General features: G+C 48.3%; 10 protein-coding genes. 9 read left to right on the top strand and 1 reads right to left on the bottom strand.

The features are described from left to right. Positions 1-6 precede the first annotated feature (6 nt). The 9 genes from H6570_11200 to lnt all read left to right on the top strand — a co-directional run bounded on the left by H6570_11200 (position 7) and on the right by lnt (position 11,452). The gene (locus tag H6570_11200) at positions 7-615 is read left to right on the top strand and encodes a nicotinamide mononucleotide transporter (GenBank protein MCB9319842.1); all 609 of its coding nucleotides are present in this window, start codon (positions 7-9) and stop codon (positions 613-615) included. Between the two features lie 165 nt (positions 616-780). Then, entirely contained in the window at positions 781-2,331 is a 1,551-nt protein-coding gene (locus H6570_11195) for a Na(+)-translocating NADH-quinone reductase subunit A (protein MCB9319841.1), read from the top strand. A gap of 35 nt (positions 2,332-2,366) precedes the next feature. Beyond that, positions 2,367-3,614, top strand: a complete 1,248-nt coding sequence (locus H6570_11190) for an NADH:ubiquinone reductase (Na(+)-transporting) subunit B (protein MCB9319840.1) — start codon at positions 2,367-2,369, stop codon at positions 3,612-3,614. Then, positions 3,607-4,350 carry an NADH:ubiquinone reductase (Na(+)-transporting) subunit C gene (gene nqrC, locus H6570_11185; protein MCB9319839.1) on the top strand — a complete coding sequence of 248 codons (744 nt, stop codon included), beginning with the start codon at positions 3,607-3,609 and terminating at the stop codon, positions 4,348-4,350. The genes H6570_11190 and nqrC overlap by 8 nt, the downstream gene beginning before the upstream one ends. A 22-nt stretch (positions 4,351-4,372) precedes the next feature. Further along, the gene (locus H6570_11180) at positions 4,373-5,113 is read left to right on the top strand and encodes an NADH:ubiquinone reductase (Na(+)-transporting) subunit D (protein ID MCB9319838.1); all 741 of its coding nucleotides are present in this window, start codon (positions 4,373-4,375) and stop codon (positions 5,111-5,113) included. A gap of 23 nt (positions 5,114-5,136) precedes the next feature. Further along, on the top strand, positions 5,137-5,745 hold the full coding sequence (gene nqrE, locus H6570_11175) for an NADH:ubiquinone reductase (Na(+)-transporting) subunit E (protein ID MCB9319837.1): 609 nt from the start codon (positions 5,137-5,139) through the stop codon (positions 5,743-5,745). 32 nt (positions 5,746-5,777) lie between these two features. Continuing rightward, positions 5,778-7,085 carry an NADH:ubiquinone reductase (Na(+)-transporting) subunit F gene (locus H6570_11170; GenBank protein MCB9319836.1) on the top strand — a complete coding sequence of 436 codons (1,308 nt, stop codon included), beginning with the start codon at positions 5,778-5,780 and terminating at the stop codon, positions 7,083-7,085. Positions 7,086-7,547: 462 nt separating this feature from the next. Continuing rightward, complete coding sequence (gene metG, locus H6570_11165; GenBank protein ID MCB9319835.1) at positions 7,548-9,698, top strand: methionine--tRNA ligase; 2,151 nt, start codon at positions 7,548-7,550, stop codon at positions 9,696-9,698. Beyond that, positions 9,695-11,452: an apolipoprotein N-acyltransferase gene (gene lnt, locus H6570_11160; GenBank protein MCB9319834.1), complete on the top strand. Its 1,758-nt coding sequence runs from the start codon at positions 9,695-9,697 to the stop codon at positions 11,450-11,452. The genes metG and lnt overlap by 4 nt, the downstream gene beginning before the upstream one ends. A 125-nt stretch (positions 11,453-11,577) precedes the next feature. Here lnt and H6570_11155 read toward each other — a convergent pair whose 3' ends face one another. Continuing rightward, positions 11,578-12,165 carry a hypothetical protein gene (locus tag H6570_11155; GenBank protein ID MCB9319833.1) on the bottom strand — a complete coding sequence of 196 codons (588 nt, stop codon included), beginning with the start codon at positions 12,163-12,165 and terminating at the stop codon, positions 11,578-11,580. Between the last annotated feature and the right edge of the window lie 545 nt (positions 12,166-12,710).

Raw genomic sequence — 12,710 nt, 5'->3', positions numbered from 1 at the left:
CAGCAAATGGCGGCTTTCTGGAATGAAGTCCGCACGGCATTGATTGGTTTTGCCTGGTACGAGTGGCTAGCTCTGGGGACCGGCATCGTTTACGTGTTGCTGGCGGCCCGGCAACAACGTTCCTGCTGGTACTGGGGTATCGTAAGCTGTTTACTGTGGGCTTATGCTGATGTCTACTATTATCTGCTCTACCTTGATGCCATTCTTCAGTTGTTTTATGTGGGAATGGGGGTGTGGGGACTCGTTCAGTGGAATGCCTCTGCATCCGGCACGGGTATCCGGATCGAACGCATGCCCTGGGCGGAACATCTGAAACTGATGATCTGGATCGTACCTCTCAGTCTGTTATTTGGTTATTTTTTCGATAATTATACACCTGCAGCTGCCACTTATGCGGATGCTTTCACAACCATCGGAGCAATAGTAGCTACCTGGCTTACCGTAAAAAGAAGATTGGAAAACTGGCTTTACTGGATTCTGATCGATGTCGCCTACATCGGCATAACCTGGTCCCGGTCTGCCTACCTGTATGCTCTTTTATACCTCATTTATACACTGGTTGCGGTTTTTGGATGGGTCTCGTGGCGCAGGGAATGGCATAGACAACAGACCTGACGGAATGCCTGCCGGGCATTATGTTTAGATTTGGTCTAAATAATGAGTTCTTTCTTGAAGCTACATAGGTTCTGTGATTTTAATATAAAAGCTTTCTATATTTGCGGAGTTTTTGAAAAACGATTTGACGACTAGCTTCCAAGGCAATAATTCTTAACCATGGGAATGCGAAAAACAGCTCTATCAGGGATATTTTTAATATCCGGTCTTCTCTCAATACAAGCCCAATCAACCACCAGTTCACCCAGTTCAAATTCATTTTGGATCGTCCTTATCGTCGTCGTACTGGCGGCGCTGGGATTGTTGGGGGACCTTTTTTACCGTAAAGGATCCAAGGCTCCGTCCTATACCGGCGGAGGCAAGTTTGTCGGTTTGCAGAAGGGTTTCAACCTGAATATCCAGGGTGCCGCCAGCAGCAAGATCGTCGAAGGTGGTCAGGTGACCCGCTTTGCAGTTATACCGCCCAATTTCCGCGGGATTTCGCCAATCCCCAAGATGGAGGTGAATGAAGGGGATGAAGTGAAAGCCGGGGATCCGCTGTTTCACGACAAAAACGACGAGTCCATCAAATATGTGGCTCCGGTAAGTGGCGAGGTCATTGCCATCAACCGGGGCGAAAAGCGTTCAATAGCTGAAGTGGTCATCCTGGCGGACAAGGATCAGAAATACCGGGAATTGCCGGCACTGGACTTGCAGAAATCCGATCGTGCTTCCATCATCAGCTACCTGAAGTCTTCCGGTTTCTGGCCGCTGATCAATCAGCGTCCGTTTGACGTAATTGCCGATCCGGAAGTAACGCCCAAAAATATCTTTATTTCCACGTTTGATACCGCCCCGCTGGCGCCGGACCTTAATCTGGTTGTCGAAGGACAGGAAGCTGCATTCCAGCAGGGATTGGATGTACTGAGCAAGCTTACGGACGGCAAGGTATATCTCGGCCTCAATGCCAATGGTAGCCAGGCTCCTAATAAAGCATTCACTGGTGCCCAGCATGTGGAGAAGACCTGGTTTAAAGGGATTCACCCGGCCGGGAATGTAGGCATACAGATGCACCACACCGCACCGATCAAAAATGGTGACGTAGTATGGACCCTGGGTGTGCAGGAAGTGATTACGTTGGGTAAATTGATCCTGGATCGTCATATGGATATGGGCCGGGTAGTGGTGATCTGTGGCTCTGAAGTGAAAGACCCGCATTATGTGCGTACGGTTGTAGGTGCCAATATCGGAGAACTGCTGGCTGGCAGCCTTACGGATACACATTCCCGCATCATTTCTGGCGATGTATTGACCGGGGAGGCAAAAAAGCCGGAAGGCTTCCTGAATATCCACGATGACCAGGTCACGGTCATCCCCGAAGGGGACTATTACGACACGTTTGGCTGGCTGGTACCCGGCAAAGCCATTCCCTCACTTTCCAAGACGTATTTCAATTCATGGGTCGACCATAAAGCTTACAATGTGGATACCAACACCCACGGTGAAAAACGCGCATTGGTAGTGACCGGTCAATATGAGAAAGTCTTACCCATGGATATTTATCCTCAGCATCTGATCAAATCCATTCTGGCCGGTGACCTGGAGAGTATGGAGGGGTTGGGTATATTGGAGCTTTCGGAAGAAGATCTGGCTTTGTGTGAGTACGTATGTACCTCAAAAAGCCCGGTGCAGAAGATCCTGCGGGAAGGATTGAATGCCATCCGTGAGCAGGGTTAACATCACATTGAATAAAAAGAATTAATATACGTAGCATGGGATTGCTCGAATTTGCTAAAAAATTAGAACCGGATAAGAAGAAGAGTCCATTTCTGCATACCGTGTACGATGGATTTTTTACGTTCCTCTTTACGCCGAATACAGTAACCAAAGGGGGCGTCCACGTTCGTGATGCAATGGATCTGAAAAGGACCATGACTTTCGTGGTTTTGGCCTTAATGCTGCCGTTTGTATTTGGAGCTTACAATATCGGCCAGCAGCATTTTATGGCGATTGGCCAGCATACCGGTTATTACGAAGCCTTACATCTCAAGTTGATCTTTGGATTGATCAAGATCATACCGATCTGGGTCGTTTCCATGGTTGTAGGTCTCGGCATCGAATTTTATTTCGCCAACCGGAAGGGTCACGGTATTGAAGAAGGATTCCTGGTAACAGGAGCGCTGATCCCGTTGATCATGCCACCGGATATCCCGCTTTGGATTCTGACCTTTTCCATTGTTTTTGCCGTTATCCTGGGCAAGGAAGCCTTTGGTGGTACCGGTATGAATATCTGGAACATTGCCCTCTTATCCCGGGTATTTGTATTTTTTGCCTATCCGACCACCATTTCCGGAGACACCGTATGGGTTGCCGGGTTCGAACATCTGACTCCCGGCGCCGCCGTGGATTATGGATGGGCCGAGCACCTCTTCAACGGATTGTTCAATGCCTTCGGATGGAGTACCTTTAATGATTCTGCACATATCACAGATGCCTTTACCGGCGCCACTCCGCTGGGAATTGCCGCCCATGCCGGATGGCACGAAGTGACCGAAGTGTATTCACCCTCCCAGATGTGGTGGGGGGTTATCCCCGGTTCGATTGGTGAAACCAGCAAGCCTTTGATCCTGATCGGAGCATTGGTACTGATCATAACCGGTATCGCCAGCTGGCGGATCATGGCTGGTATGATCCTGGGTGCAGCCCTGGTAGCCCTGGGTTTAAATGCCTGGGGAGCCACACCATTTATGGAAGTGCCCTGGTATTACCAGTTCTATATGGGTAGTTTTTTCTTCGCAATGGCATTTATGGCCACGGATCCGGTTACCGGCAGCAATACCCAGCGCGGCAAATGGATCTACGGATTTTTGATCGGTTGCATCGGTATGGTCATCCGCGTGTTGAACCCGGCCTATCCGGAAGGATGGATGCTGGCCATTTTGTTGTTGAATACGTTTGTACCTCTGATTGATTATCTCGTTGTTCAGTCTAATATCACAAAACGCTTGAAACGTGCATAATACCAGATATACCTTAATCTTTACCCTGATACTGACCATCGTCTCAGCCACGATTTTGTCCCTGTTGTTTTTTGGGACAAAGGACAGGGCTGATCTTGCTGCCAAGATCTTTGAAAAACGGGCTATCTTATCCTCGGTAAATACCCTGCTGGATAAAGATGTCAGTCAGATGACCGACCAGGAAGTTGTGGATGTTTTCAGCAACCAGGTTCAGGAAGAAGCTGTTGATACCAAAGGCAACCTCATCGAGCAATCACAGATTCTGGCTGCTGGCTATAAAGGCGGTCTGCCGGAGGATATCGATATGGCCAAGGAACGCAAGAAGCCGGAAGATCAGCGGATGTATCCAGTTTATGTATTTGATAACAAAGGCGAAAAAGTCTACATCCTGTCGATCCGGGGCAATGGGCTCTGGGATGAGATCTGGGGTAACGTTGCAGTAAAGAGCGACTTCAACACCATTGTAGGCGCCTCGTTTGATCATAAAGGAGAGACACCCGGATTAGGGGCCGAGATCAAAGACAACCCGGCTTTCAGTGCAAAATTCCGCGGAAAGGAATTGTACAATCCACAAGGGAATTATGTCTCTGTACAGGTGGTGAAAGGTGGTGTGAAAGATCCGACCCATCAGGTGGATGCCATCTCCGGGGCAACCATCACGAGTAACGGGGTATCCGAAATGATGTTTCGTGGTATCAAGGAATACGAAGCTTATTTTAACAAACAGAAAGGTTAAAAAAACACATTAAACAAAGACTATGGCTGAAGCAACTGTCAAAGAAGCCGTAAAAGAGAAGGAACCCTTCTTTGGTAAAAAGGAGAAGAAGCTTCTCACCGACCCCTTGAATGACAACAACCCCATCACCGTGCAGGTATTGGGTGTTTGTTCGGCACTGGCGGTCACCTCTTTGGTTTATCCATCCATTGTTATGGCTATTGCCGTAACCCTGGTGGTGGCGTTCTCAAACTTATTCACATCCATGCTGCGAACCTATATTCCCAAGCAGGTGCGTATGATCGTCCAGCTGGTAATCATCGCCACGCTGGTGACCGTGGTCGAGCTGATCCTGAAAGCATTCAATTATGCCATTTGGAAGCAGCTGTCGGTATTCATCGGTCTGATCATCACCAACTGCATCGTGATGGGACGTCTGGAAGCATTTGCCATGGCAAACAAGCCCTGGCGGTCCTTTCTGGATGGGATTGGCAACGGTTTAGGCTATGGCGGGATACTGGTAATCATCGCCATTATCCGCGAATTGTTCGGAAAAGGGACCCTGTTTGCCGGAAGCCCGGCGGCGATGAACATCATCGGCCCCAGCAATGAGATCACCAAATACTGGATCAATACAGCATCTGATCATGGGGTAGGAGCCTGGTTTGGTTCCTGGTACCTGAACAACAACCTCATGGTGTTGTCTTCCGCATCCATCTTCATCATTGGGATCATCATCTGGATCCACCGTTCACTCAATAAGAAATTGGTTGACATTTCCTGATTCACTGAATTAAAACTCCAGTCATGGATTTTATAAATATTTTCATCAAGTCCGCTTTCATTGAGAACATGGTCCTGGCCTATTTTCTGGGCATGTGTTCTTACCTGGCCGTTTCCAAATCGATTAAAACAGCATTTGGTTTGGGACTGGCCGTCATATTCGTACTGGGTATCACCATTCCGATCAACTGGCTGATCAATGAATACCTGCTGGGAGAGAATGGGATCTTCCATACCGACCTCACCTTCCTGCGGTTCATCCTGTTCATTGCGGTGATCGCTTCGATGGTGCAGCTGGTAGAGATGGTCATTGAGAAATTTTCACCGGCATTGTACACCTCACTGGGTATTTTCCTTCCTCTGATCACAGTAAACTGCGCGATCCTAGGAGGTTCTTTGTTCATGGTATCCCGTGAATACAACTTTACCCAGTCGGTGGCATTCGGCCTCGGTGGTGGTTTCGGCTGGTTCCTGGCGATCGTGGCGATCGCAGCCATCCGGGAGAAAATGCGCTATTCGCAGGTGCCTGCACCATTACGCGGTTTGGGAATGGCATTTATCCTCACGGGGTTGATGGGCATTGCCTTTATGAGCTTGATGGGCATCGATCCGGCAGCATTGGCCGGCAAATAATTTTTATCCAAGGATTCAAAAAGATCATTCCAATGGTTTCCAATTTGATATTAGCAGTCGCAGTCTTCAGCGGATTGATCCTGTTGATGGCGGTGATGTTACTTTATGCCCGTAAGCGGCTGGTGCCCCAGGGTGCTGTATCCATTGTCATCAATGGCGATCAGGAACATCCGATCAAAGTCCAGCCGGGAAGTTCGCTGCTTTCATCACTCGCCGACAAGAACATCTTTCTTCCTTCCGCGTGCGGAGGTGGAGGAACCTGTGCCATGTGTGAGTGTCATGTGGACAGTGGCGGCGGGGACGTATTGCCTACCGAATTGAATCACCTGTCCCGCAAAGAAGTCGCTGAACACATGCGCCTGGCTTGTCAGGTTAAGGTCCGCCAGGATTTAGAGATCCGTGTTCCGGAGGAAGTATTCGGAATTAAGAAATGGGAATGTGAAGTGATTTCCAATTACAACGTGGCTTCCTTTATCAAGGAATTTGTCGTTAGGCTGCCGGAAGGTGAGGTCCTGAACTTCAAACCGGGAGGATACATCCAGATTGACGTGCCGGTATGTGATGTGGAATTCAAGGATATGGATATAACGGCTCACCCGGAATACCATGAAGATCCGCGCAAATTTGAAGATGAATGGATCCAGTGGAAATTGCGGGATCTGAAAATGAAAAACCCGGAATCTCAGTTTCGCGCTTATTCCATGGCCAATCACCCGGCAGAAGGAAACATCGTTAAGCTGAACATCCGGATCGCAACACCTCCCTGGGATCGCAAGAGCAACAATTGGATGAGTGTAAATCCAGGGGTCTGTTCTTCGTATGTTTTCTCCCTCAAACCTGGTGACAAATGCACCATTTCCGGCCCCTATGGTGAATTCTTTATCAAAGACACCAAGAAAGAAATGGTCTACATCGGTGGTGGCGCCGGTATGGCTCCGTTGCGGTCACATTTGTTCCATCTGTTCCACACCTTGAAGACGACCGATCGTAAAGTTTCTTATTGGTATGGCGGACGCTCACGTCGTGAGTTGTTTTATGTGAAAGAATTCCGTGAAATTGAGAAACAGTTTCCCAATTTCCGCTTTTACATCGCGTTGTCCAATGCCACCGATGAGGATAAGTGGACGGTGAAAGAAAATGTTGATGATCCGAATGGCGATGGCTTCACCGGATTCATCCACCAGGTTCTCCTGGATCAATACCTGAGCAAGCATCCGGAACCGGAAGAGATCGAGTATTACTTCTGCGGTCCTCCACTGATGAATGCAGCTCTGTTGAAGACACTGGATGAACTGGGAGTCCCGAACGACAACATTTCATTCGACGACTTCGGAGGATAATCACTTCTTAAGCCAAATAAATAATAAGCCCTGGTCAGACTTGCCTGACCAGGGCATTTTTTTTGCAGTTAGATCGTACTATTGAAGCTATGGTCCCAGCCCATGCTGACCGAAGCGTCAGTACCCCACACCCTTCTTTTGAGTTAATGAGTTAATCAGGTGATGAGTTAATGTGCATGATGGAAAGATCGTACTATTGAAGCTATGGTCCCAGCCCATGCTGACCGAAGCGTCAGTACCCCGCACCCTTCTTTTGAGTTAAAGAGTTAATCAGGTGATGTGTCAATGTGTATGATGGAAGGATCGTACTATAGAAGCTATGGTCCCAGCCCATGCTGACCGAAGCGTCAGTACCCCACACCCCAAATCCCACAACTATTCTCATTTTTCATATAAATAATCATTCTATCCGTCGGTGAATGCTATCTTCGTGGCGGATAGGAATTCTCAAAAACCGGTCACATGGCAGATTTTTTCTTTCAACCCAAACGGTATTTGATCACTTCCGCCTTACCCTATGCCAATGGCCCGCTGCACATCGGCCATCTGGCAGGTGCATATCTTGCATCCGATGCGTACACAAGATATCTGAGGCTAATGGGAAAGGAGGTTGTACATGTGTGTGGCTCCGACGAGCATGGGGCTGCTATTACGATCCGGGCCCGCAGGGAAGGAGTCAGTCCGCAGGAAATAGTAGATCGCTACCATACCCTTATTAAAGACACGTTTGAGCGGCTGGGTGTTTCGTTTGATATATACCATCGCACCAGCGCTCCAATTCATCACGATACATCCCAGGAGTTCTTTCGTACCCTGTATCAGAAAGGCGAGTTCGTCGAGCAGGAGACAATGCAGTATTTTGATGAAGAAGCCGGACAGTTTCTTGCTGACCGCTACATCATGGGCACTTGTCCGAATTGTGGAAACGAAGAGGCTTACGGGGATCAATGCGAAAAATGTGGTTCTACGCTCAGCCCGGAGGAACTCATCAATCCGCGATCAACCCTGACAGGCTCTACTCCGGTTCTTAAACCAACCAAACACTGGTTTCTTCCACTGGATAAATATGCAGATTGGTTGAAACACTGGATCAATACCGGAGAACTCAATGGCGCTCAGCTGCACGAACCATCCGAATGGAAGAACCACGTGATCGGTCAGTGTAATTCCTGGCTGGATGCCGGGTTGAATCCACGGTCAATGACCCGGGACCTCGACTGGGGTGTGGATGTACCTCCGGAGATCCCCGGGGCAGCAGGCAAGAAACTATATGTCTGGATGGACGCTCCGATTGGTTATGTATCCGCAACCAAGGCGTGGGCAGCTGATCATGGTAAAGACTGGAAGACCTATTGGCAGGATCCGGATACACAGTTGGTCCATTTTATCGGGAAAGACAACATTGTCTTCCACTGTCTGATTTTTCCTGCCATTTTGAATGCCCATGGTCAGTATATTCTGCCGAAAAATGTCCCCGCCAATCAATTCATGAACCTGGAGGGAAAAAAATTATCCACCTCCAAAGGTTGGGCCGTTTGGGTGCACGAATACCTGGATGATTTTCCCGGACGTGAGGATGTCCTGAGGTACACCATTGTCAAGAACATGCCTGAGCAGCGGGACAGCGAGTTCACCTGGAAATCATTCCAGGATGCCAATAACAACGAACTTGTCGGCAACCTGGCCAATTTCATCAACCGTGTACTGGTTCTCACCCACAAATTTTATCAGGGAGAAGTGCCTGCCTTCGATCCGGATGAAGGTTTCACGGGAGCTTTTGACCCCGATTGGCCCAGTTACCACGATTCGGAGATGCTCCTGATGTTTGATCATTTACAGGAAGTATCGCGTGCCTTGCGCGAATTCGAATTCCGGGAAGCGCTCAAACGGATCATGGAGCTGTCCAGTATGGGTAACTCCATCCTGCAGTACAATGAACCGTGGAAAACCATCAATGATGACCCGGAATCCGTTAAAGTAGTGATCAATTTCTGTTTACAGGTGGTTGCCGCATTAAGCGTTGTCGTGAGACCATTTTTACCTTTTACCTCGGATCGGATGCGTACCATGCTGAACATGGAGCCGATCAAAGAATCCGGAGAGCTGGTAAAGATGCTGGATGACCTTGCCGAAGGGCTTCCTTTGCTGGAAGCAGGGCATTACGTTGAGAAACCGGAACATTTGTTTACCCGTATTGACGATCAGGTTATCCAGGAGCAGATCAACAAGCTGAATCAGCCTGCTGATAAACCTGCGGGATCGGAATTCACCGGAGAACCGTTGAAGGAAAGTATTGATTACGACCTGTTTAGTAAAATGGATATCCGGACAGGTACGATATTGAATGCCGGTTACGTTCCCAAAGCAGATAAATTATTACAACTGGAGGTGGATCTTGGATTTGAAAAAAGAACTATTGTTTCGGGTATTGCTCAGCATTATAAGCCGGAGGACATCGTAGGGAAATCCGTGTTGGTGCTGGCTAACCTTGCACCTCGTAAATTGCGCGGAATCGTGAGCAATGGGATGATCCTGACAGCAGAGGATCCTGACGGCAATCTTATTTTTGTACAACCGGTGACACCGGTTTCACCTGGTAGTACAGTGAAATGACGGATCCATTACCCAATACCGCACGCTGGGCCGGTTTAGTGATCGGAGTACTGGCATTGTGTATTTCCGGGTATCAGTTGTTTCACCTCCCTTTATGGTCCTACTGGCCGATTCCATTTTTTCTCGGATTATGGTTAACGTATATTTTCCTGACACGCTGGAAGTATGTGCAGGAAACAGCTCATATATCCAGGGCTTCGCTTACCGGATTGCTCCTGTACCTGGCGTTCCCGGATCCGGGGATTACACCGCTTGTTTTTGTAGCCTTCGTGCCGCTCTTTCTAGTGACCAGGGATCTTTATGGCAGGCCCAATGAAGGCCGACGAGTGTTTTTCTATGCATTTCATGCTTTTTATCTGTGGAATGCATTAAGTACCTTCTGGGTGATGAACACCGCGTTTGTCGCCGGTCTGACGGCCATCGGGTTGAATAGCTTTTTCATGGCCGGGGTGTACTGGCTTGCTTTCCAGACGCAGAAGAGACTAACCGGTGGAGTCTTGCCCTGGCTGGTCATACCCGCTTACTGGACGGCATTTGAGTGGTTGCACCTGCACTGGGACCTGGCCTGGCCCTGGCTTAATCTTGGTAATTATTTTGCAGCTCATCCGGCCTGGGTCCAGTGGTATTCTTATACCGGTGCCTTTGGAGGAGCAGTATGGGTCTGGGTGGTCAATATTCTGGTTTATGTATTGTGGACGACCAGAGGACAGGAGAACCAGCGTTCATTTTGGAAAACAGCGACCTGGCTGGTTGTTATGTTGATCGCACCACTGATCATCAGTATAGTCCAGTACAATCGTTACGAGGAGACCGGCAAGCCTATCCATGTTGCCGTGGTGCAACCGAATTTTGAGCCCCACTACGATAAATTCAACATTCCCGATGCAGAACAGCTGGAGCGTTTTTTAAGACTGAGCCGGTCTGTCCTGACCGATACCACCGATTACCTGATCTTTCCGGAAACAAGCTTTGGCCCTTATCCTTCCAACTTTCTGGATGACCAACCGGTCATCGACTCGCTTCAGGCGCTGGTCAATGTGCATCCCCGCTTACATTTACTGACCGGCCTGAGCTCTTATATGATGTATACGGCAGAGAATAAGCCTCCCGGCGACTTTGATCAGTATGGGGACAAGTTCGTGGCACAGGAGAACAGTGCCTGGCAGTTTACCGCTAACGAACCACCCTCCAAATACCTGAAGTCCATCTTTGTGCCGGGAGCGGAGTTGTTTCCGTTTAAGCGATTTTTGCCGTTCCTGCGGCCAATAGTCAAGAAATTGGGTGGTGCCATGGGTGACTGGGGGCAACAGGAACACCCGACTGCATTCCATGGCCAGTCATCTAATGTTGGGCCGGTCATTTGTTACGAATCCATCTTTGGCCAATACGACATCGGATACGTCCTGGATGGTGCACAATGGCTAGCTGTCATGACCAATGACGGCTGGTGGGATAATACGCCTGGACACCGGCAGCACGCAGCCCTGGCCAGACTAAGAGCCGTTGAATTGCGAAAAGATGTGGTTCGTTCCGCCAATATGGGCTGGTGCAGTTACATCAATCAAAGAGGAGATATCCAGGTGGTAAATGCTTATGGTGAAGAAGCGGCGGCTCAGCAGACCATCCATGTGAATGACACGATAACTTATTATGCCCGGATCGGCGACTTTCTGGCGCGGATCGCCCTGTTGATCTCCGGTCTGGCGGCGATCGTGGCCATTACGGCCAAATACCGCCGTAAGGAACAGACTTAGCATCATTGCCCGTCCGTATCCCTTGATCCACTTCCCTCAATGATTTTTTCTGAAAACTTACCAGCAGAACTCGATTTTAGGGTAAATGCAAGATTAGTCTCCGGTCAAAAAGGGTGGAGGGGTGCTTAAAACTTCTTGTACCTTCTCATTTTCTGGCTCACTCCCATACCCTGGTGAGCTTTAACCTGCCCGCTGTTTTGAAGAACTTTTTCGAAATGTTTGATTTGCTCCCGCAGTTGAGCTTCGGTGACTTTGTAGTTTTTGATGGGCTTAAAGATCAGCTGGGCTTCTTTCCATTTGCCTTTGGCGGCCTTAAGATTGGCCATCTGGAGGGCAACCATTGCTTTTTCATTATCACCGGGTAAACCAATCTCCTGGGCTTCATTATACCATGTTTCTGCTGCTTCGTAATTTTTGGTTTGCATGGCTACGGACCCTTTGATCAGAAAGTAGTAGGCACGGTTAGGCTTGTAAAGCAGTTTTGGGAACAGGGTTAAAGCCAGCCTTTTTTCCACAGCGGCAAAATCCATTTTCTGCATTAATTCTGCGGCAGACTGAACGGTGCCCAGCCATAAATATCCAAAGAGCAGGGTCAGGCCTACCAGCACAAAGGGGAATCCGTACCAGAACCCCATTGTAAAGATCAGGACTGTCCCTCCGATGAGGGTGACAGCCATCAGGGCCAGACGTAGATAAATATTGAGTGTGAACATGATTATCTGATTTGGCTCAAAGGTATCGAAAATGAACAATCCAAGGGTAACAAATCGCCCGACGGTTTGTGTGCCGGCATTAGTCTGGCTATTGCAATTTGCATTAATTTCTGAGGTTTATGTTTCAGCTAAAAAGTTCCATACTTCTGCTGTAATCTTCAACAAAATTCAAATACCAACTAAAATTTTGCAAATTGTGTGCGCATACAATAATAAAATTCTATATTTTGTTCCATCATATCATTTCATATTACGGATAAGCATTTTATTGATACTGTACGTTATCATCTCTAAAAGACAGGTTTGAGCAGGTAAGAAGTTTTGATTAGGGATGGCGGGATAGCTATGGGTAGGCTCAAGTGGGCAAGATCCTGGTTGATGGTTTAATCCGGGCGGTGGCATCAGGATCTATGCGGATTGAAATGGAATGACCAACAATTCAATATCGACTGCAATTATCATCAGCTGGAACTTTTACAACCCCTCTTTCCACTTTTGAAATATTTGCAGATCAAAAGTTATAATTGGTAAAAAGTTTAGTGTAT

This window comes from Lewinellaceae bacterium (assembly GCA_020636135.1).
Lineage (GTDB): Bacteria > Bacteroidota > Bacteroidia > Chitinophagales > Saprospiraceae > JAGQXC01.
The sequence above is the reverse complement of the archived record's forward strand: the minus strand, read 5'-3'. Positions and strand labels throughout refer to the sequence as shown.

Bases quoted from the DNA above. Each gene is read 5' to 3' on its own strand.
- H6570_11170 (MCB9319836.1), top strand. From the start codon at position 5,778: ATGGTTTCCAATTTGATATTAGCAGTCGCAGTCTTCAGCGGATTGATC.
- nqrE (MCB9319837.1), top strand. From the start codon at position 5,137: ATGGATTTTATAAATATTTTCATCAAGTCCGCTTTCATTGAGAACATG.
- H6570_11155 (MCB9319833.1), bottom strand. From the start codon at position 12,165: ATGTTCACACTCAATATTTATCTACGTCTGGCCCTGATGGCTGTCACC.
- lnt (MCB9319834.1), top strand. From the start codon at position 9,695: ATGACGGATCCATTACCCAATACCGCACGCTGGGCCGGTTTAGTGATC.
- H6570_11190 (MCB9319840.1), top strand. From the start codon at position 2,367: ATGGGATTGCTCGAATTTGCTAAAAAATTAGAACCGGATAAGAAGAAG.
- metG (MCB9319835.1), top strand. From the start codon at position 7,548: ATGGCAGATTTTTTCTTTCAACCCAAACGGTATTTGATCACTTCCGCC.
- H6570_11195 (MCB9319841.1), top strand. From the start codon at position 781: ATGCGAAAAACAGCTCTATCAGGGATATTTTTAATATCCGGTCTTCTC.
- H6570_11200 (MCB9319842.1), top strand. From the start codon at position 7: ATGGCGGCTTTCTGGAATGAAGTCCGCACGGCATTGATTGGTTTTGCC.
- H6570_11180 (MCB9319838.1), top strand. From the start codon at position 4,373: ATGGCTGAAGCAACTGTCAAAGAAGCCGTAAAAGAGAAGGAACCCTTC.